A 20,997-nucleotide genomic window follows, 5' to 3' on the forward strand; every position below is an offset into this window, starting at 1 on the left:
AGGAGCAGCGCGCAATGACCTTCACCGTTGCCCTTTCCGGTGACAGCCTCCTCATGCGAGGCAGCATCATTGGTACGGATGCGAGGGCGAGGCGACTCCAGCAACTTATGCGCACCGCAGACGTCACGTTCACCAATCTCGAGGTCGTCGCCAGTGATCTGCGTACCTACCAAGCGTCCGGCGCTGGCACGCCAACGCTGGTTGCCCCGCCATTGGTCCTAGACGAGTTGGTAGCACTCGGCATCGACGTTGTCTCGTTCGCTAACAACCATGCCCTAAACCTAGGCATTGAGGGCATGCTCGACACCATCAGAGGTCTCCGGGAGCGGCGGATCTCGTGTGCTGGTGTCGGCATGGATCTGTCTGAGGCGAGCATGCCGGTCTACGTCGATAAGCCCACCGGCAGTGTGTCGGTAGTCGCTTGTACGACAACTTTCACCTCCGGCGACGAGGCAACGAGGCCGTCGCAATCGATGATAGGCCGGCCGGGACTAAATCCTGTTCGGTACGCAAGTCGCGCGGCGGTCACAAAGGAGCAGCTAGCTGAACTGGTCAAAATACACGATGCTCTCGGTCTGACGGCACGGATCGAACACTGGCGCGAGATGGGCTTCATTCCGCCAGCCGGACGTGACGACTACATATTGTTCGGCACAACGTTTTTCGCAGATGGCGAGCCGCGCATCGAGACAAACTGCAACGCAACGGATCTTGATCGCATCCGGTTGTGGATCAGTGAGGCGAAAGCGCGCTCCGACATTGCGATCTTTAGCGTGCACTCCCATGAGGGAAGTGAGTCGACAACCGAGATTCCAGCGTTCCTCATTGAACTTTCGCATACGGCTATCGATGCGGGGGCAGACGCGGTCGTCGGCCACGGCCCCCATCGAATACGGGGAGTAGAGATCTATCGCGGCAAGCCAATCTTCTATAGTCTTGGCAACTTCATCTCGCAGGCAGAACTGATGGGCCGTTTATCGTCCCATACATACGATGTACTGTCTGCCGATCCCGAACTCCCGCCCTACCAAGTGATCGGCGGGTCGAGCGGCGGATTCGCTCGTAACGCTGAGTACTGGCGTTCCTTTGTCCCCATTCTCAGATACCAAGATGGTACGCTGTTCGGAATCGAAATCCACCCGATTGAGCAAGGATTTGGAGGACCCGAAATCAGGCGTGGACGCCCCTCTCTGGCTCGCGGTGAGATCGCGGCAGTTGTTGTCGACGAGCTGACCCGGCTCTCTGAAAGGTTCGGAACAACGGTTCGTAACGATGGCGTTCGGACATGGATCGAACTAGCTTAGTCGTCCGCGAAGAGCGGCTAAGCGATTGAGCTAGAATCGCATTTGTCCTTGTGGACTGTTTTACGATTGCAGGGGTTTGATGCTTCGAGCATCGGAACCCTGCAATTTCATTTTCAGGATTCCGTCGAATCGCCAGTTATGATTCCGTCGTCGCATCGGAGGTGGCGATGCGACCGAAGAACACAGGACGACGGGATCGGACGATCTGTTCCGGGCCAGGCTGGACCAGATCATCAATATGAAGCACGAGCTGGTTCAACTCGCCGGAAAAAGTTGATTGGGATTGGATCGACGGTGAAATCGCGCCGCTCTATAGCGAGAACCGTCGGCCCGGCATCGCGACCCGCTTCATGATCGGGCTGCTGTTGCTCAAGCACATTTGCGGGCTGTCCGATGTGGGGGGTGCGAGCGCTGGGTCCACGATCCGTATTTCCAGTTCCTCACCGGCGAAGAGTTCTTCCAGCACGCATTCCCGCACGAACGCTCGGACCTGAGCCACTGGCGCGAGCGGCTCGGCGACAAATTGGAGCTGTTGCTGGCCGAGAGCTTGCGGGTGGCGCACGAGGCCGGCGCGTTACGCAGCCAAGACCTCAAGCGGATCACGGTCGATACCACCGTGCAGCCGATGGCCATCACCTTCCCAACCGATGCCAAGCTGCTGCACGCGGCAATCAAGGGGCTCAACCGCCTGGCGAGCAAGCACGGGGTCAAGCTGCGGCAGTCCTATCTTCGCATTGCCAAGACCGCGGCAATGATGGCGGGGCGCTACGCCCATGCCAAGCAATTCAAGCGGCATCAGCGGCAGTTACGCATCCTGCGCAGCCGGCTGGTCCGGATCATCCGCGATATCCGCCGCAAGATCGAAGGTCAGGCTGCGCTCGAGAACGCGTTCGCCCTCCCGCTCAGCCGGGCCTCGCAGATCCGCTCGCAGCAGCAGCAGCGTGGCTGGAAGCTTTCCTTCCATGCCCCGGAGGTGGAGCGTATCAGCAAGGGCAAGGCAGCCGCGCCTTTTCGAGTTCGGCGTCAAGGCTTCCATCGTCACCAACAACCGCCGTGCTCCTGGTGGCCTGTTCGTGCTGCACGCCAAGGCGATGCCCGATAACCTGTACGATGGTCACAGCTTGCGGGACGTCATTGATCGCACCGAGACCACGACTGTGCGATCGAGCGGGCTTATGTCGACATGGGATACCGCGGCCACGACGCACAAAAATCCCCGTCGTGTCTTCATCTCCGGCCAGAAGCGCGGCGTCTTCGGTGTCATCCTGCGCGAGCTACGGCGCCGCTCCGCCATCGAGCCCATCATCGGACACATGAAGGCCGAAGGTCACCTCGGCCACTGCTATCTCAAGGGCCGCGCCGGCGATGCCGCCAACGTCGTCTTCTCCGCCGTCGGTCACAATTTCCGCCGCAGCCTCGCCTGGCTGAGGGTCCTTTGGTGCCTCATCCTGACCGCACTCACAGCAGCCATCAGCGTCTGCTCAGCGCTCAATCCGGCTTCTTAACGGACGACTAATTAAAGCGGTTTTAGTGCCGCGTCGCGGCTATGGAAGCTGCCGTGGTGTTTGAAAATTTTGCGCAATGAGCGACGCAGCGCCTCCGCGGTATTGGTGATCGGTAGGAGATTTCTCGGCACTGACCCTCTGCGCGGTTTTACATCCTGGCGTTTAGTGCGACCATCGGACAAGAGGCAGCGGGAGCACGGAATGCGGACCAAGATTCCCCGGTGCTGAGCGATCTCGCCAAGTGCCCCATCAGGGCAGTGCCCGATGAGCGTTCAAGGGTTCATTGCGGCTCAGCAGCTCGGCACCACTTCCGCCTACAGCATCAGACAAGTCTCGCTGACGAGATCGGTCTGCGACGGATGCCGCTACAAGCGCAAGTGGAGCATGCGGGATAATTGTGTCGCACCAAACTGGAGCAATGTTTTCTTGGTTTTCTTGCGCAGCTCGGACTCGTCTATAGCCGTATCGGCGCCGATTGGCATTCCTTTGGCCATAGAACCGGCTACTCAGCGCGTCTACCAAGCGCATTGCCACGCTGCGGACAGCTGGCGACAGAAGCTAACAGCTTGTCATAGGTTTGACCTTCCCGACTTTGAGCCGAAAATTAGGAAGGTCACTCCTAATGCGTGCCGCCAAGCAGCGAGCCTGCCCCACAAGCGGCGCACGGGAGCCTCTCGAGCAGGGCACCTGACGAGACTAGCAGCCAAGCATTTGCGCATTCGCTTCGTCGAGCGCGCAAGCAAGGCGGTTTGCCGCGCGCCGCGCCGCTACCTCCGCGAACTTCGCCGCGTCGCTGCCCTCAGACGTTGTGGCAAGGTGCCGCAGCGGGTCGAGTACCGGATAGGCAGATTGGCCGAGGGCGGGATCCGGCTCGAAGCGATCGCCGGTCGTGTAATCCATCGGCACCATGGCATGCGCGGCAGCCATGAGCGACGCGTTGATCCGGGCCACTTCGGCGTCCGAAGTTGCGCTGGCGGCGCCTTGCTTGAGTGCGGCCGCCCTCTCGTGGAAGACCCTGAGGCGGCAGTCCAACGGAGCGAGGTCGAACCGCCCAGTAAGCTTCCCCGCTAGGTCCTCGAGCTCGCGGCCAAGCGCCTCGGCATGACCCACGTAGTCTAGCGGCAGGACTCGCTCGGTCAGGAGCCGCCACAGCGTGTGCACATAGACGCGAGTCTCCTTAACCAGAAGGTCGGGATCCATCTTATCGAGCGTGTCCTCGGGCGTGTGCCACCACCACCCGAGACCGGCGGCCTTGCGGTTCGTCGCTCGACCGACGAATGCGCTCATGACCTTGTCAGAACCGAGCGGCTGCAAACCTAACCCCTCGAACATCGCGGGTATGCCGATCCCCCAGAAGGAGTGGTCGCTCCCACGGCCTACGCGATGGCGATCGAGCTTCTGGCCGCCCTGGCGCAGCACGGCCTCCGCAGCGAGCTCGTAGAGCTCTGACGAGGCGCGCGCATCGGTCATCACTGTGTTGCCCTTGGCGCCAGTCGAATCGACATTGACGTGCACTACGCAGCGGTTAGCAAGATCCTCCCAATGCGCATCAGCGTACCATGCCGACCCCGAATAACGGCCATGCGAATGCCCCGACCAGAAGCACAGCCGCAGGCCACGCCGGAGCCTCTCCCGCTCCGGCGCAAGAAGCCGCGCGACCTCGAGCATGGTGGCGTTCGCGCCTCCATTGTCCATCACCCCCAAATGCCAAGTATCGTGATGACCCGAGAACATGACGAAAGGCTCATCTTTTGCCGCACTGTCGCGGGAGAGATCGGCGACGAGGAGCGGCGTTTTGCGCCAGCCCGTATCGACCTTGGCATAGAGCGTGGCCTCCACGTCTTCACCGGCCTCGAGACGGCGCCTGAGCGCTTCGCCATCTTCCTGCCGAACGCTGAGCACAACGGTCTTCGGCAATTTGGCGAGCGTTGCGGGGGTCGGGTTGCCCCATACGGGCGAGATGCACATTTCGTGCAGATGCTGATGCGGGCTGATGTGGATCTGCCCGACCGCGCCGGCCTCGGTGGCGCGTAGGCTCGTTGCAGGGGTGGCGATGTTCTCGATGAGCACGATCTTGCCTCGCACATCGCGAGCCGCGAAATCATTTTCAGCACCAGCGCCCACATACACAAGATTGCTAGTCAGGCCGCCTTGCGGCGAGGATTGCGAGAAAGAATGGGTAATGCAATCCGGAGTCAGATTGCCGATCTCGATCCGCGCTTTCCCTGGAAGACTAATGTAAGCCTCGTGCGAGTAGAGCTCGGTCTTCAGGCTATAGCTATCGAGGCAAGCCTGCAAGTAACGGAAGCTGTCGAGTTCCTCCGGCGTACCCGAGAGCTTTACTCGCTTGGCAAATTCCTCGAGGTGGCGCCACATCACCTTGGCGCTCACCGCCGCCGCAAGCTTATCAATCATCGGATCCGTCATGTCATTCCTCCTGGACATGTTTTCGTCTTACCATTGCGCGCAAAGCTCGTGCGGCGCGCAGGTTGCTAACCGTTGCCAATTTACGTCTTTGCCCACCGTATCAATCGTCCGGCGGCATGAGAAAACTGGCAATTGGATATCGAGCCTTCGTGACGCGCGGGGCTCCGAACTCCTACTTGCCGGCCTTACACCAGCACAAGCGTCGCCGTTCGGCAGAACTGGCTGACACATTGAACTCTGTTCCTGGCTTCTTTATGTCGTGGCTCGGCAGAATGGATTCGCGTTGCCAGTAATACTGCGCTCTCGCCATGAATGTCGCTTGTAGTCATGCCTGATATTACCACGGCTTCCAGGTCTTCTCGTGCGATTTCGGGGGCGATGCTTCAGTATTACATCCTTCTAGCGCGTTGTAGCGCAGCAAAACCGCGAGGCTGGAACAATCATCGCATCGTGACCGACATCGCACATCCGGGACAACACTAGGGTTTCCTTTCGAGTCCTTGCGCTAGCGGCTGTCCAGCTTGTGTGCAATGTGCCGTCGCAGGCAATCATCGCGGCTTCGGCCTATGCTAGCATTACACTAGAGCATTTTTCGATCCGGCGGAATCGGAGGGATTCCCTTCTGGGGCAAATCGTGATTCTTCCCTGAGGGCTGGTGATGGAGGCCAGCCCCCATGGCTAAACCCCTTTCGCCAGACCTTCGCCTTCGCATTATTCGGGCCGTGGAAGATGAGGGCATGAGCTGTCGGGGCGCTGCCGGCCGGTTCGGCGTGGCGCCGTCAACAGCGATCGAACTGGTCAGCGAGTGGCGAAGCACCGGCAGCTGTGAGGCGGGAGCACAAGGCGGAGACCGGCGTTCGGCCCGGATCGAGCGTCATGCTGCAGAGATCCTCTCCCTGGTCGGGGCCTCGCCTGACATGACGCTGGCCGAGATCGCCGACCATCTCTTCAAAGTCCACGGCGAGCGTTTCGTGCCGAGCGTGGTCTGGCGGTTCTTCGATCGCCGCAACATCACCTTCAAAAAAACATCGCACGCCAGCGAGCAGGATCGGCCCGAAGTGGCCGCTGAACGCGCGGCATGGAAGGCATCTCAGCCTGAGATCGACATCCACCGGCTGGTGTTCATCGACGAGACGGGAGCCTCGACCAAGATGGCGCGGCTTTATGGCCGTTCACCCTACGGCCAGCGCTGTGTCGCAGCGATCCCACACGGCCATTGGAAGACGACGACCTTCGTCGGCGCGCTCAGGACGACCGGCATGACTGCGCCAATGGTCCTCGACGGTCCCATGAATGGTTTGGCGTTCGAGGCTTACTTGAACCAAGTTCTCGTACCGACGCTAAAGCCGGGCGACATCGTGGTGATGGACAATCTCGCATCACACAAGCGGGCCGAGGTCGGCATCGCAATCGAGGCGGCTGGTGCCCGGCTCCTCTATCTGCCGCCTTATTCCCCCGACCTCAATCCGATCGAAATGGCCTTCGCCAAGCTCAAAGCAGCCCTTCGAAAGGCGGCGGCCAGATCAATCGAGACCTTGTTCCACGCTATCGCCGCAGCCGTTGCCGCCTTCACCGCCCAACAGTGTCTAAACTTCTTCGCCGCAGCCGGTTATGATCGCGCCTGATCAGAATCTGCTCTAGCATTTTTCGTCTGAGATAAGCGCGGCGAGCGTCGGCTTGGTGAGCTCGTCGCCAGAGCGACTATGCGAGAACGCGGACGATCGAGCTGGGCGGTTGAGCGAGCTTGATAGCGATGCGACGGATTTCCTGGATCGACCAGCGGATCAGAAACGGTGCGCCGGCGTCGCTTTTTTGAGTGCTGGCTCAGCGTTGGCCTGATCGCGGATGGCGGCCATCATCGAAAAGGCAAGCATGACGAATGAGACATGGCGATGCCAGCCATGCCAGGACCGAGTTTCGTTGTGATCAAGGCCGAGCCCATTCTTAGCGGTTTCGAAGCTGCCCTCGATGGCCCCCGTAATGGCCTTCCACTGACACCAGCTTGTGGATGGACGAGCCCCTTGGCTACATGTGGAGAAAAAGGGCCAGGGCGCAGTCGGTAATGTTGCGGCGGACCAGAAGGCCCCGCGTCCATTCCCCGGCAAGGTCCTCGTTGTATCCGCTGGTGTCGAGATCGACCAGTTCGAGATCGGCCCAACCCATGGCAGAAGCGGGATCGGCGACAGGCTGCTGCTTGCCCCAGAGGTGTAACACAGGAAGCAACACCGAGGATACGGCCTTTGCCAGCCTTGCGCGGCACGGTTTCGATCTCACCGGTACCATAACGCTGTCCGCCACGAACGAGAACGGTCCTTTCGCGGCGATCGCGCCAGCGATCATTCGACGCGCGATCTTGGATTTAGTCGGAAAGTGTCATTCGGCCTGCATGAACACGATGACGTAATTGCAGTCGGCGTTCGTGGCACGAAAGAAACATCGGTTATCATCGCGCCCTCACGCACTCATCTGAGTCGGAGGGGATACGAAGCAATACGTTGGGCTGGACGTCTCGCAAAAGGAGGCTTCTGAGTGCGCGCTCAATGAAGTGGATGAGGTCTTGTTCGAGGGAAAGGCCAAGTCCGATCCGGGAGCGCTCACTGCGCTGCTTCGCACGCGAGCACCGCATGCGGCGCACATCGGCTTTGAGACCGGAGCGATGGCGAGCTGGCTATGGCATGTGCTCCGCAGGGTCGACCTTCCAGTGGTCTGCATCGATCCTTGGTATGCTTACGCAGCTTTATCGGTGCGCATAAACAAGAGCGATCAGAATGGCGCGCGAGGCCTAGCCGAACGGGTGCGGGTCGGCTAGCATCGAGAAGTCAAAGCCAAGAGCGAGGAAAGTCTGAAGATCCGCGCACTACTCGTCGCGAGATCCCGTCTCGTAGCCGTCCGTCGTGATATCGAGAACCACGTCCGCAGCCTGATCAAAGAATACAGGTTGCTGTTTCCGCGCGCTATGGGCCTGCAGTTCCGTAACTTGGCCCGGGAACTGTTGGGCGAAGGTCACCAGCTCCTCGGAGTTATCGAGCCGATCCTGTCCGTTCATCAAAATATCTGCAAGCAGCAAGGCAAGTTCGACGATGAAGTGCGACAGCTTGGGAGGTCAGATGAGATAACACGTCGCTGATATGACCGTTCCTGGTGTCGGCGTGGTGACAGCGTTAACGTTCCGCCATACTCGATGACCCGTCGCGCTTCCGATCGGCATCCGATTGTGGGTGCCTATCTCGGTCTTACACCTCGGCGCAACCAATCTGGCGAAACGGACATCAATCGCAAGATATCGCGCTAACAGAAACATTATCCAGCCCTCGACCTGACAATAATCCATGCGACCGAGCGCCGTACGCCAAAAGGCCGTAAACCTATTGAGTGGAAGCTCATCACGGACCTAACCGTCCGCACAAGGATCATGACCCCGGCGATGGCATTCAACAGCTCAATCATGGGCCGATCCAGCGCCTGACGCGCTCGCACCGTCTCCGTAACCCTAACCAGCTCCGACGGCACGAGCGCTATCGTCGTGTCGTTGGTGAGTTCAAAAGGAAAGCTTGACGACAACCGCAATTAAAGGCGCCGATTGACGCCATACGCCCGCTCCTGGCGCCGCCGCCTGAGCGAGAACGACAGTGCAACAGTGCCCCTATCCACTTGAGCAACCATCGCTCAGTGAAACTTTGGCGTCCGAGCACGATGGAGATCTAGCCTATTATTCAAACCGCTGGATTAATTGCATGTCGGATCATGGCAGCGAGGTTGGCCGCAGTCTGATAACTCCCACGCCATCTGCGATGGCGATCTCGGTGTCAAATGGCTTGGAGAGCTTCTGCATACGCTCGAGAATGGCTCTTCCCTGCGGCGGTTGGGCGAGACGCGGGACGCCTCGATCGGCAAGTCTTTTCGAGTGACCAAGCTCGACCGGATAGAGCCGCAATTCAGAGAGCCGGTTCTGTTCAAATCGGCTGACGGTCACAAGGCTCTCATAAAAAACTGGATCTGAAAATGCCGGATTCGTTTCATACCCCCTACTCATCTCGCCGGCCGTCACCTCGGCATCGGTATCGACTCGTGGGTCCCTCTCGTAAGCGGCAAACATCTCAGCACCTACGGGGGTTCGGAGGTCGTCAAAGATGAAATTCCCGAGACTATAAAAGATCGGGCGGCCCTTGTAGATCTCGATGCCTCGCAATTGATGCGGTCCATGCACGATATATGCGTCGGCACCGGCATCGATGAGTCTATGCGCGAATTCTCTTTCGTAATCCGGCGGCTCCTGGCTCCAGTTTCCCGGCTCGTGACCGTGGTTGGTGACGATGCAGAAATCCGAGAACTGCTTGCCCCTGCGAAGGTTTCGTAAAATATTATCTACGTCGCGCGACTCGGGTTCATAACTGTAAGCGGCCACGTTTCCTGTCTTGAATGTCACTCCGGCAATGACGACGCGGTTTGGATCACCACGACCAGCCTTGTAGCCGGGCAATACGTCACGTACTCGTCTTAGCTCATCCAGCATCTCGGGGGGAACCAAGACGCTCCGCGCCAGCCTAAGGGGATTGACACCTGCTCTGCCTGGCGCCTCACCGGCGGGATCTCCCGCACGAGACATGGGCGTGAACGATGCAGCAAATGACAACAGCCCCACGCGACCGCGGGCGGTCTCAAGAAAGCGAGCGGCGCCAGCTTGTGCGAGATTCTCACCCACGCCTGCGTGGATGACACCGTTCTGATCGAGCACTCGGCACGTCTCGCGCATGCCTTCCAGACCCCAGTCAAGCGAATGGTTGTTGGCGTAACTCATCACGTTGAAACCCATCGCCTTCAAATCAGGCCCGGTCGTTGGGAGGCTGACGTGGTAGGCTCCGCCGTACTCCGCCTGGGGACTTCCCTTGAACGAGCGAGCATCGAAGATGTTAGTTTCCAGGTTGCCGAACGTGACATCGGCATCACGAAGGATCTTGACCACCGCGTCGAAGTCAGAGCCCTGGTACTTCGTCAGTGGCCGCGAGACGATGAGATCGCCGACTGCTACCATCGTGAAGCCGTCTGCAACGCTTGTTGCGATCGAGCCGGCCAGATCATAGCCATCCCCTTGCTGGGCCGGACAAGCCCCGCCCTCCTTTGAATGTTTTTCCATAGATTTCTCCGTTATACATGGTGCTGATCGGGTGAAAGGGCCCGCGGCTCCGGCCGAGGAATTGTCGAGGAGTTGGTTTCGGTAGCTGGCTGGACCGGAATGTCGATGGCGGGAGCGCGCACATGACAGGCGACGAGACGCCCGTCAGCCATTGGCACCAAGGGTGGCACTTTGATGCGGCAATGCTCTACCGCAAGCGGGCAGCGCGGGTGGAACGCGCATCCGCTCGGCGGATTGATCGGGCTTGGCACCTCGCCCTCCACGGGCACCTTGAGCCGAACCCGCGTGGGATCCGGCACCGGAGCTGCCGCGATCAGCGCTTCGGTATAGGGGTGGGTCGGCTTGCTAAACAGCGCCTCGCACGGGGCAAGCTCCACGATCCGCCCCAAATACATGACTGCAACGCGATGGGCGATATGCTCGACCACGCTAAGGTCATGCGAGATGAAGACGTAGGCAATGCCTATCTGCTGCTGCAGGTCCAGAAGCAGATTCAAGATCTGGGCACGCACGGAGACATCAAGTGCTGAGACTGCCTCGTCGGCGATGATGAGCGATGGCTGCAGGGAGAGCGCTCGCGCGATGCCGAGCCGCTGCCGCTGGCCGCCCGACAGCTCGGATGGAACCCTGCGCATCATTTCGGGTGACATTCCGACTTTTCGCAGGAGGTCCGCGGCAAGCGCGTGGCGCTGATTCCGGCTGAAGCGCTCAAAATTCTCGACAGGTTCGGTGATGATCTGTTCGACCGTGAGACGCGGATTGAGCGACGAGTAAGGATCCTGAAACACCATCTGCATCCGACGGCGCCACGCGCGAAGCGCGTGCGTCCCAAGACCCGTAATATCGGTCCCGTCGAGCATCACGCGCCCGCCCGTCGGCTCTACGATCCGCATCAAGAGGCGAGCGACGGTGGACTTGCCGCAGCCGGATTCGCCGACGATGCCGAGTGTTTCGCTGGCATCGACGGAGAAAGATACGTCTTCCACTGCGCGCACAACCGGGCCGGTCTTCTTCAGGACTCCCATACCGAGGCGGTAGTGCTTGGTCAGATTCTCCACTTTCAGCAGAGGACCGCTCATGCGTTCATTACCTCTTCGGAGTGCCAGCAAGCCGCGGCGTGACCCGGCCCGACATCGCGCATGGTGGGCGTCTGCTCGCGACAAATGTCTGTCGCGAACGGGCATCGAGGCGCGAAGCTGCAACCGACAATGGGTGCGCGCAGGCTTGAATTGACAGAGCGGTCACCCTCTTGGCTAGCTAAAAATCGTTCAGAAAATAGCCGACGACAGATACTGGGACAGAAAAGCGAGAGCGGCGACGGCGGCAGAATTGTCGAGCAAGCCACCGCATTTGATCTGTTCGCGCGGCCGACGCATCCCTACACCCAGGGCCAGGTGGTTCTGAGTGTTAAGGAACATTGGATTGAGACTTTCGTAAACGGCCAGCCGTTCTGGGAGCTTGCTATCCAAGAGCTTCCTATGATCACCATTGATGGAAACACGCGCTCAAAGAACAGCAACTGTCAGGTTTAGCACTCGCGCCCGGCACGCCAATGCTCCAGACCCATCTTGGCCAGGGCGCCGATTCCACGAAATGGCTCGGGCGGAATCCAGTCGGGGCCGCTTAGCTTTAGTCGATCTGTCAGAAGCGGGGATTGGCAGCCGCAGGCCATCTCCGCCAGAAGCTTTCCGTGAATGCTCCCTCTCAAGACCCCAGCTCCTTGACACGCCACCGACGCGTAAAGCCCCGGCCTCAGCTCGCCGAAGTACATTCCTCCGTTAACGGTGATAGCCGTGACTCCGCCCCACACGTGCTCCAAGTCATAAGAGCGCATTGCTGGGTATCGGCGTTGAAACAACCCAGTCAAAACAGTGCGTACCGTATCGAGGTTTTTCTCTTTCTCATATGAATAGCTGCTGCGTATGAGAAAGCGCCGCTGAACCTTTCTCATAGTGGTTCCCATTCGACTCGCAGGAAGCACTCCCCAGGCCGGCAAGCTGCCTAAGCGGTTAAGTTCATGATTGTCCAATTCGCGGGTTAGCGCTCCATAGGTATAGACAATGATCATTCGGTCGGTCAGAAAGCCCAACGCCCTCGCATGTGCATTGTTCGCGATGAACACTTTGTCTGCGACAAAATCACCTCGGCGCGTCCGGACCTTGAAAGGCCCCGCTCCGTCCACCGCCTCCACCGCCGCACGTTCAAGCACAGTGACATTGGAGGGAAGCGTGTCAGCGAGACCTCGGATGAGCGCCGCCGGCTGTATAAAAGCGCGCGTTAGCGTTTCGCAGCCATATCGATAATAGCCTGTACCAATAAGGCCCTTGAGGCCTTCGGCCTCATGTTCTATCGCTTTCAGATTCCGTTTCTCCAACGATACTCGGTAGCTCCGAAGCACCCGCTCTCCTCGGAGAGTGGCGGCCGCAGTTATGCGCGGAGATTTTTCGTCCCAATCGCAATTGATCTTGTGCTCCTTTACCACCGTCCGCAGCCAGTCAAGTCCGGCGAGCACGATCCGCATCTTACGAAGTGCATCATCTTCTGCCGAACCGTATGCGTTTGGACGCGGTTCAATGATCGATGGCGACAAGAAGCCCGAGTTGCGCGCCGATGAACCTTCTCCGATCTCCGACGCTTCGATAACAAGTATTTGCTGTGCGGGCATCAGCTCCGCGAAACGACGAGCGACGGCTAGCCCCGTGTACCCCGCCCCGACGACAATCGCGTCATACCTCCTCTCCTTTGGGAGTTGTTCGTGGGGCGCTCGCCGCGGCAGCAGGGCATTCCATCCCGATCCTGCCCCGTAACGAGGGAACGTTTTGGAATTCATCGTTCTGCTTCCTCCGAGAGATTTGTTATCGCTATGTTTTACGCTTCCACAAATGGGCCGGCCTAGCCCGCCAGCAGGGACCGATCAGGACGCGCTTGAGACCATCAAATACTTGGGCCGTAAACTTCCATCACAGGGATATTACTAGGCCCTTGAGCCGAAGTTCTCTGATATTGATGCGTTCGTTGCTGAAATTCTGCGCGTTCCGGCGCGATTGGGAGGAAGATCATGCTTTTTCTTTGCGAAGGTCGACCTCTGCTTCTAGCGGCACGAAAGGAGATCTAAGCTTGTGAAACGATCAAGGCTGCTGCGCCAGCGAAGGCAAAACTTGCAGCCGTTTGATTCTTGATCCTGATGACGAACCGAACCTCGATTTCCCGCGGTTTCCTAACGGGCAACAGGTCGGTACGAACGGCTACATTTGGCTGTGTTTCCTCCTCAAGCGCAGTTGAGCACGAGGTCACTCGCCTTTAGGCGTTGCGAACCCCTTGCCTTTTCGGCCACTCGGAATTTGACTTCAGCGCTCTTGACCAGCTGTTTGAATGTCGTGCTCTAGAATGCGGCTGAGCCGTTCTGCGCTGCATCCCGGAAACGCGCGCCCTCTATCCGCGAGTAGTCATTCATAGTCTCTGACTTTCCGCAAGAAGATCAGCGCGTCCTGCTACTGGGGTCTGAAAAATAAAGCACTTTGCCGCGGGCCTGCGAAAACAAGCCTTGGAGCTGTCATGTCCAGCCGATGAGCAGGCAGCGCGGATAATCTCGCCGCCGATCGCGCGAGCTCCGACGCGAGTCCTGGCAGGATCATACATTGAACGTAGCGTTGCAATCAGCCTCAAACGGCCTCCTCTCACGACTTGGCCGAGCCACACCAATTCACGTCACCACGTTGACGAACTGAGGCGAGAAGAGATGTCGTTTTTCGGCCGCGGCGGATGCCAGGCAACGCTCCACGTGGCATCGCCGCAGCGCTCCTGCGGCGGCGATATCGGTTAGACGACCAATCAGTGCGCCACAAACCGACATTACTGGACCACCGAGCTGAAGTTCCTTGATTTTTGGCATTTGGTTGCTGAGATTCTGCGGATGACTGGCGAGGAACTAACGCAAACCTTGGCCTCTGGATAAGACACGAAAGGCGATATGAGCGCGCGACCTAGTTGCAGGGCCGGGCCGCCGATTGTGCTTCGTGCTACCGAACCGGTCGGATAAGAACGCTCCGACCACTTCCCTCCAGGACAGCAAAGGACTGGTTTGCCGCTGTCTGGCAGCTCTCATGTTCGTTGAGAGGCTCGCTGTGCGGAGGAGAAAGGCGACTTTGCTAGGGTGCATCGCGGCGATACCTTTAGCCGCATCGCGCACGTGTTCGGGCAGCACTGCCCGAGGGCTCGGAGCCGCGGGTCGATCGTTTCCTCATACAACCGACCGGTAGATGATATTGGCCGCCGCGTCGCCATGGATGGTGCCGATCGTGACGGCGGCGCCGTCATCGGCCGGCATCTCGCGCGAGACCACCTTCTGCACCTCATTGACGAAGACAGCAGAGGCGGTTGTCGCATCGCTCCCGATGGTAGCGTCGAAGCCATTCAGCAGTCCTGTTGTACCGTGCGTTCATCAACCGGCTCGGCCTCCAGGTGAAAGGAGACGCGTACCGACGGAACGAGTGCGGTTCCCAACGCGATCGAGCCATGCATGTGGTGACCGCAAGCATGCATGACGCCGTTGACCTGGAGCAATAGGGCAGATCCTCACGGCTTCCTGGATGGCGCGTATGGATGTCACTGCGCACCCCAATCGAGCGCTTCGGTCCGGAGACTTTGGCCTTCTATGTCGACATACAGACCGGTCTTATGGAAGATCTTGGCGCCGTCGAGGCCGAACTTTTGCAGCGCGCAGCGGATCCGCTGTTGCGTTTTCCATTCCGCGTTAGAGAGCTCGGGCTCGCGATGCATGGCGTGGCTCGATCATGGCGTCGCACTCTGTATCCAACGAAAAGCCGTTGTTGCCTCTACCCATAAGCTAGAGCTAGGTTTCCTCATCACGCGCGCTTCGGCCACGCCATCTAGATGCGACGGTGATACCGTGGCGAGAGGGAAATCGACTACTTTGGCTCACCGCAAATATTTTCGGCGAACTTGCTGGCCTCATTCGAGGACTTCTTGGTGCATCTGGGAACTCGATTGCCGAATACCACAATGCGGTAAAAGTTGCCAAATTGTTCTCTCGCCATTTGCATAGAGGTGACCACCGGAAGGACAGTTTGTCGGCTGACGCTACACGTTCGACGAGCGTCCCGTTCGGTCAAACCCCGATCGTCCCTTTGAAGGCCGGCCATCGCCTCGGCTTCGGCTGAACCTAGAAAGGTCACCTGGGCGAAACGAGGCCAAAGTCATAAGATTAGGCGCTGACTGCTCCGCCGAGATACGTGATCGCGGCTTCGGTGCCCCCTTTGCCGTGCGGAATCCGCAGCGCATTGAGCGCCACTTCGATCACGCCAAGGGTGCCTAAAATCATCGGTGCGTTGACGTGCCCCATATGAGCAATGCGGAATGAAAGGCCCTGCAGGTCGCCGATGCCGATGCCGAGCACTAACCCGCATTTTTCGTTGCAGTACTGCTGGAGCTTTGCCGGGTCATACCCGCTACCCACCAGCACGGCGGTAACTGTATTAGAGCGCTGACAGGGCTCCGCGATGTTTAAGCCCAGGACGCCACCCTCACCCCAGGTCGTAACCGCTCGTCGCACAGCTTCCGCGAGCAGTTGATGTCGACGGAACGCGTTCGTAAGGCCCTCCTCGAAAAGCGTATCGATGGCCTGGCGCAGCGCGAACAATAGATGCACTGGGGCAGTGCCGGCATAGCGGTGGTAGTGCTCGGCACCGTCGCGCTCGGTCCAATCCCAATAGGGCGTGCGCATGCCGGCGCTTCTGTGCGCGGCTCGAGCGCGCTCGTTGGCGGCGACGAAGCTGAGGCCTGGCGGCGTCATCATGCCCTTCTGCGAGCCGGACATGGCGACATCAACACCCCACCTGTCCATCTCGAACGGCATGCAGCCGAGCGAGGCCACGGTGTCCACCATGTATAGTGCGGGGTGGCCGGCTGCACGAACCGCTTTCCCGATTGCCTCGATGTCGTTGACCACGCCGGAGGCAGTGTCGACCTGTGCGACTAGGATGGCCTTGATGGTATGGGGCGTGTCGGCGCGCAGTCGCGTCTCGACTTCCTCGGGCTGTACCGCGCGCCGCGAATCGCCCTTGAGCACCTCGACTTCGGCGCCCATGGCGCTCGCGGCATTGCCCCATGCGCGCGCGAATAGCCCGCTTTCCAGCACCAGCACCTTGTCGCCGCGCGACAGCACGTTCGACAGCACTGCTTCCCAGGCGCCATGGCCGTTCGCAATATAGATATAGGGCCTGCTCTTAGTCGCGAAGAGTTTTGACAAGTCGCACAACAGACCGTCGGTCAAGTTGACCATCTGCTCTGAATAAATGTCGAGAGCGGGCCTATGCATGGCGCGTAGGACTTCGTCGGGCATGGTGGTAGGCCCAGGAGTGGCCAGAAACTCTCGGCCGGCGCGAACGGTCATGGGGTTTGTAATCTCCCTACTTGAGTAAGCCATTGTAATCGAGAGAGCAGTTTGTTTTTCTGCAAATTGACGAAGATGACGCCAAATGGCGTAGAAATTTTGCAAATTTTGATACTCTTACCCAAAATTTCCAGATCGGAGGACGCCGACAAGATTGATATCCCCATCTCTCGGAGCTCAGCCCGCGTCCCGTGAACCAGCAAGAATTAGCTCTCGCATCGTTATGGGAATATCGAACGCGACCAAGCCAGTCCGGGAAGACGAGAAGATACCTTGGGCGACTATCAACCAAGACTTGACGTCAATCGCTCTGCGCATCCCCAGGGTACGCAAAGGCTCGTACTTTCCGCCTTGGGAGCCGCGCCGAATGGCCGAGAAGGCCGCTCACGGCCGTGTGCAGGAGGTCGACGTGCAGGGCGTCTCGATCCGCTCGGTGGACGATCTGGTGCAGGCGATGGGCATCGACGACCGCGTGAAGGCGTTCCGGACCGGACGATCGAGGGCTTGGCCGTATTTGTAAGATCGATGCCACTAGCTGAAGGTGCGCTAGAATGGCCGCATCGTGTCGGTCGCGGTGATCCTCGTTGGGCCGTCCAGCGCACCTACTACATGACACTTGAATCCATCGCCCCGTTGAGCATGATCCTACCGTCAGCTTCCCGGCAATCGCCAACGATCCGGCCCGTGCCGGCGAACGCGGTGTTCCACCGCCAGTTATATCGGGACACGATCCCTGCGGCCTTCGAGCTTCCGTGTCAGTTGGTCATACGGGAGCCGGTATGCAGCCGCCTCTATTAACCGACCACTGCTGGCTTGAGTTACGTCACGGAGCAGCCGGGTCGAGTCGAACCCCAGGCCGAGGCGCGAAGTCCCTCGCCCTCCGTCGCAAGCCCCTTCCCGTCGGCTAGCTAGAGGTGAGGTGTGGGTACGTTGTTCCGAATGCCTAGGCGTCGTTGAGGTTGTTACGCCTTCACCAGCAACGGCGGGCTGTCTCGATGCCTTTCCCGCGGTGATTTTGTCGCTGGCGATTGCCACGCTGCACCGCAACCTCCCATGCTTCTTCAGATGGTAAGTGCCTGATTGGACTGGAAACCACCCTTTGGAAACCACGCTGTCCGTTGAAAATTGCCTTCGTATAATGCTATCGAAAGCTTATTTGCGTCGCACTTTCCGGCCGATTGGATTATTTTCTGCATCACTTAGGCTTTTTGCGGCGAAATTCACCTCAAGGCTAGCGCCGATTATGCAATATGATCGAATAGACGCTCGCATCCTCGAGATCGTCCAGAAGAACAATCGTCTTACTTCGGACGTCCTTGGCGAGATGGTCGGCCTCTCGGCCACCGCCTGTCAACGGCGACTGAAGAGGCTCCGTTCGGAAGGCATCATCGAGGCCGACGTCTCGATCGTTTCGCCGAAGGCTGTAGGGAACCCCATCCAAATGCTTGTGCTAGTTAGTCTGGAGCGGGAGCGTTCAGATATAATCGACAGGTTCAAGAAGGCTATCAGGTCCTCGGCTGAAGTCGTCAATGGGTTTTATATCACCGGCGACGCTGACTTCGTCCTCTACATTACTGCGCGTAGCATGGAGGAGTATGAGCAATTCACCCGGCGATTTTTTTATGAGAATCTGGAAATTAAAAGCTTCAAGACAATGGTCATAATCGACCGCGTCAAAACAGGCTTCGCCGTTCCGATTGAACCTCCGGCGGAGAGTTGATGTGCTTGCCGGGCCCCGCCTGATTCTGTTTGGCCCTTGGATCGCTCGGAAGAGTTGAGGCATTGCCCGATCAGACTGTCGTCTTTTGCAAGCAGCAGTTCCTAGTGACCGAGCTGCTGCACATTTCTGTCTTCGCAACACAAAATTGAACTCTACCTCGCGACTCTCCTTTCGAACTGGCGGTTGCAGATTCGGTCTAGCCCACAATCGTCCCGGCGAAGCTGAAGTTGCAGGCCGGCAGCGCAAAAGCGAATTCTTTGATTTCTCAGTCATACGCCTATGTCTTCACCCTCCGTCAAACTGCACAAGGCGTCGTTCGCCGGAGCGATACATTGAAGACGCACGCATAGAGAAGCGACCAGTTTCGCTGTCATCGAACTGCTGAGCATCGAGGATGCTGCAACCAGCTTCGAACAACAGATTGAAGACTGCGGATACGATGCCTTTCGATCCGGGCAAGACAAGGTGAAGATCATGGAACGGTCGGACATAGCAGTCGCCTCGCAGCGGCTCCTTAAAATCTGACTTGAAGAGGGGTGGATTCACCCGTTAGAACGGGTCGTGAGCAAATCTGGAGCAATGATGTCTTCGACGTTGCGCCATTCGCCCTTCTGGTGCCGGGCGTCTTAGTGCCTGGATCGCCGCATCCCCGACAAGCAAGCCCTCATCGACGAACTTGCTGCCTGGGAGCAGGAGCGAAATGCCAATCACACCAAGGCCGACTGTCACTTCACAACGTCTAGAGCTGCGTCAAACTCAGCACTGATATTCTTCAAATCTGACCGAATCGGGCGACTAGACAGTCAACCGCGCTAGTTCGGCCGGCGGCAGTTTGTCGAGTCCGGTTACGCGGCGCGCGGGCCCGACCTCGAAACAACCTTTGAAACCGGCTAGACTCGAGCATCGCACCTCGTTCTCGCTGCTGTGGGACAAGGGCTCAAATGAGATTGCGGTCTGGATGGCCTCAAGTATAGCACGGTATGCTTCAGAGAGGCACAGATGCGAGGTGCAGGCGCCCCGGTTCGAAAGGCAACACCTCCAGATCGAAGAAGTTCGGGTCTACCGAGCGGCGCGCTAGACTCACACTCAAGCAATTGCTGACTCTATCGCGAGGTCGTCCATTACTTGTCTAGTCGCTCGATAGGCCAGATCAACGATCTCGTCGATCTCATTTTCAGATACAACAAGGGGGGGAGCAAAGCCAAGGATGTCGCCGTGCGGCATTGCTCGCACGATCAGCCCTCGATCACGAGCAGCTTTCGACACGCGAGCTCCTACCTTAAGCTGCGGATCAAATCGGCGTTTCGTCTGCCGATCGGCAACGAACTCAATGGCACCGAGCAAACCCACGCCTCGTACTTCTCCAACGATTTCCAGCTGCGCAAAGCGCTCTTTGAGCAGCTTGTGAAAATACGAGCCCACGATCCGCGCACGATCGCTTAATCGCTCCTTCTCAACGATATCGAGGACTGCGTTGGCCGCGGCAGCCGCAATCGGATGCCCGGAATAGGTATATCCATGCGAGAATGCGCCGACTCGATCCGCCGCTTCCTCCATTACAGCATAAACTTTCTCGCCGACAATGGCTCCTGACATCGGCACATAGCCGGACGTCAAACCTTTAGCAACGGTGACCAGATCCGGCTCAATCCCGTATAGGGTGCTACCGAAGTCAGCGCCGGTTCGACCGAAACCGCAAATCACCTCGTCTACGATCAGAAGCACGTCGTACCGCCGGAGTACCGCCTGGATCTCACGCCAATAGCCGGTCGGAGGTGGTGTGATCCCGCCCGTGCCTAGCACCGGCTCTGCAATAAACGCTCCGATTGTCTCCGGCCCCTCTCGCACGATCAGCGCCTCAAGTTCGGCCGCACGCCGGCTGGAAAACGACTCCTCAGTCTCGCCAACCTCAGCACCCCAATAATAATGTGGTGCGCCCGTGTGCAAAATGCCGGGAAAGGGCAGATCCATGTGTTCGTGATAGAAAGACATCCCTGTCATCGAACCGGAAATTATTGAGCAGCCGTGATAGCCGCGGTCTCGCGAGATGATCTTCTTCTTCTTCGGGTGACCACGTAGATTGTTATAATACCAGACGAGCTTGGCTTGTGTCTCGTTCGCGTCTGAGCCGGACATCCCAAAAAATACCTTGCTTGGCCTGCCGGGCGCCATTCGCACGAGGCGATCAGAGAGAATCGCCAGCTCTTCACTCGTGTGGGCAGCATACGTATGGTAGTATGCCAATTTGTAAGCCTGCCGCGCGATGGCCTCAGCCACTTCGGTGCGACCATAGCCAATGTTTACACAATAGAGCCCGGCAAAGCCGTCGATGTAACTATGTCCCTGCGCGTCTTCAATGCGGATACCCTTGCCGCCGACGATGATCGTGGGATCCCCAATTTTACCTGTGGCGAACTCCTTGAGCTGAGTGAAGGGATGCAGAACAGTGGCGCGGTCTTTCTTGCCGATCGTTTTGACGTCAGTCATATAGATCT

Annotated in this window: 11 protein-coding genes and 5 pseudogenes; 7 read left to right on the forward strand and 9 right to left on the reverse strand. The window is 58.6% G+C overall.

Features of this window, described 5'->3' with window-relative positions; all coding sequences use genetic code 11:
* Positions 1 to 14 precede the first annotated feature (14 nt).
* Positions 15 to 1,304: a CapA family protein gene (locus ACP2YP_RS34185; RefSeq protein WP_426420657.1), complete on the forward strand. Its 1,290-nt coding sequence runs from the start codon at positions 15 to 17 to the stop codon at positions 1,302 to 1,304.
* A gap of 167 nt (positions 1,305 to 1,471) precedes the next feature.
* A pseudogene (locus ACP2YP_RS34190) lies at positions 1,472 to 2,809 on the forward strand (IS5 family transposase).
* Between the two features lie 696 nt (positions 2,810 to 3,505).
* Here ACP2YP_RS34190 and ACP2YP_RS34195 read toward each other — a convergent pair.
* Positions 3,506 to 5,236 carry a M28 family peptidase gene (locus ACP2YP_RS34195; protein ID WP_426420659.1) on the reverse strand — a complete coding sequence of 577 codons (1,731 nt, stop codon included), beginning with the start codon at positions 5,234 to 5,236 and terminating at the stop codon, positions 3,506 to 3,508.
* A gap of 674 nt (positions 5,237 to 5,910) precedes the next feature.
* On the opposite strand from ACP2YP_RS34195, the gene ACP2YP_RS34200 reads away from it, so the two are divergent.
* A complete protein-coding gene (locus ACP2YP_RS34200; protein WP_426418919.1) occupies positions 5,911 to 6,861 on the forward strand; it encodes an IS630 family transposase in 951 nt (316 codons plus the stop codon).
* Positions 6,862 to 7,020: 159 nt separating this feature from the next.
* Here ACP2YP_RS34200 and ACP2YP_RS34205 read toward each other — a convergent pair.
* Positions 7,021 to 7,606 (reverse strand): annotated as a pseudogene (locus ACP2YP_RS34205) (IS701 family transposase); the annotation flags it as partial.
* Positions 7,607 to 7,736: 130 nt separating this feature from the next.
* Between ACP2YP_RS34205 and ACP2YP_RS34210 the strand changes: the two are divergent.
* Positions 7,737 to 8,525 (forward strand): annotated as a pseudogene (locus tag ACP2YP_RS34210) (IS110 family transposase); the annotation flags it as partial.
* A 453-nt stretch (positions 8,526 to 8,978) separates the two neighbouring features.
* On the opposite strand, the gene ACP2YP_RS34215 reads toward ACP2YP_RS34210, so the two are convergent.
* The 3 genes and pseudogenes from ACP2YP_RS34215 to ACP2YP_RS34225 all read right to left on the reverse strand — a co-directional run.
* Positions 8,979 to 10,370 (reverse strand): CapA family protein, encoded by a 1,392-nt coding sequence (locus ACP2YP_RS34215; protein WP_426420661.1) that lies wholly within the window; start codon positions 10,368 to 10,370, stop codon positions 8,979 to 8,981.
* A gap of 11 nt (positions 10,371 to 10,381) precedes the next feature.
* Positions 10,382 to 11,449: an ABC transporter ATP-binding protein gene (locus ACP2YP_RS34220; RefSeq protein WP_426420663.1), complete on the reverse strand. Its 1,068-nt coding sequence runs from the start codon at positions 11,447 to 11,449 to the stop codon at positions 10,382 to 10,384.
* Positions 11,446 to 11,595 (reverse strand): annotated as a pseudogene (locus ACP2YP_RS34225) (oligopeptide/dipeptide ABC transporter ATP-binding protein); the annotation flags it as partial. The pseudogene ACP2YP_RS34225 and the gene ACP2YP_RS34220, both read right to left, overlap by 4 nt.
* Here ACP2YP_RS34225 and ACP2YP_RS34230 point away from each other — a divergent pair.
* Positions 11,534 to 11,902: a hypothetical protein gene (locus ACP2YP_RS34230; protein WP_426426479.1), complete on the forward strand. Its 369-nt coding sequence runs from the start codon at positions 11,534 to 11,536 to the stop codon at positions 11,900 to 11,902. The pseudogene ACP2YP_RS34225 and the gene ACP2YP_RS34230 sit on opposite strands and share 62 nt — an antisense overlap.
* On the opposite strand, the gene ACP2YP_RS34235 is transcribed toward ACP2YP_RS34230, so the two are convergent.
* From ACP2YP_RS34235 to ACP2YP_RS34245, 3 genes are all read right to left on the reverse strand, one after another.
* Positions 11,899 to 13,200, reverse strand: coding sequence for an NAD(P)/FAD-dependent oxidoreductase (locus tag ACP2YP_RS34235; RefSeq protein ID WP_426420665.1), 1,302 nt, complete (start codon positions 13,198 to 13,200; stop codon positions 11,899 to 11,901). The genes ACP2YP_RS34230 and ACP2YP_RS34235 overlap by 4 nt on opposite strands.
* A gap of 1,775 nt (positions 13,201 to 14,975) precedes the next feature.
* Positions 14,976 to 15,149, reverse strand: a complete 174-nt coding sequence (locus ACP2YP_RS34240) for a hypothetical protein (RefSeq protein WP_426420667.1) — start codon at positions 15,147 to 15,149, stop codon at positions 14,976 to 14,978.
* A 445-nt stretch (positions 15,150 to 15,594) separates the two neighbouring features.
* Positions 15,595 to 16,782, reverse strand: a complete 1,188-nt coding sequence (locus ACP2YP_RS34245; protein ID WP_426420669.1) for a pyridoxal-phosphate-dependent aminotransferase family protein — start codon at positions 16,780 to 16,782, stop codon at positions 15,595 to 15,597.
* Between the two features lie 301 nt (positions 16,783 to 17,083).
* Between ACP2YP_RS34245 and ACP2YP_RS34250 the strand changes: the two are divergent.
* Together ACP2YP_RS34250 and ACP2YP_RS34255 are read left to right on the forward strand one after the other, a co-directional pair.
* A pseudogene (locus tag ACP2YP_RS34250) lies at positions 17,084 to 17,329 on the forward strand (transposase); the annotation flags it as partial.
* A 696-nt stretch (positions 17,330 to 18,025) separates the two neighbouring features.
* Positions 18,026 to 18,502: an Lrp/AsnC family transcriptional regulator gene (locus tag ACP2YP_RS34255; protein ID WP_426426364.1), complete on the forward strand. Its 477-nt coding sequence runs from the start codon at positions 18,026 to 18,028 to the stop codon at positions 18,500 to 18,502.
* A 1,086-nt stretch (positions 18,503 to 19,588) separates the two neighbouring features.
* On the opposite strand, the gene ACP2YP_RS34260 is transcribed toward ACP2YP_RS34255, so the two are convergent.
* The gene (locus ACP2YP_RS34260; RefSeq protein WP_426420671.1) at positions 19,589 to 20,989 is read right to left on the reverse strand and encodes an aminotransferase; all 1,401 of its coding nucleotides are present in this window, start codon (positions 20,987 to 20,989) and stop codon (positions 19,589 to 19,591) included.
* Positions 20,990 to 20,997: the final 8 nt, after the last annotated feature.

The organism is Bradyrhizobium genosp. A, from assembly GCF_049949275.1.
Classification (GTDB): Bacteria; Pseudomonadota; Alphaproteobacteria; order Rhizobiales; family Xanthobacteraceae; genus Bradyrhizobium.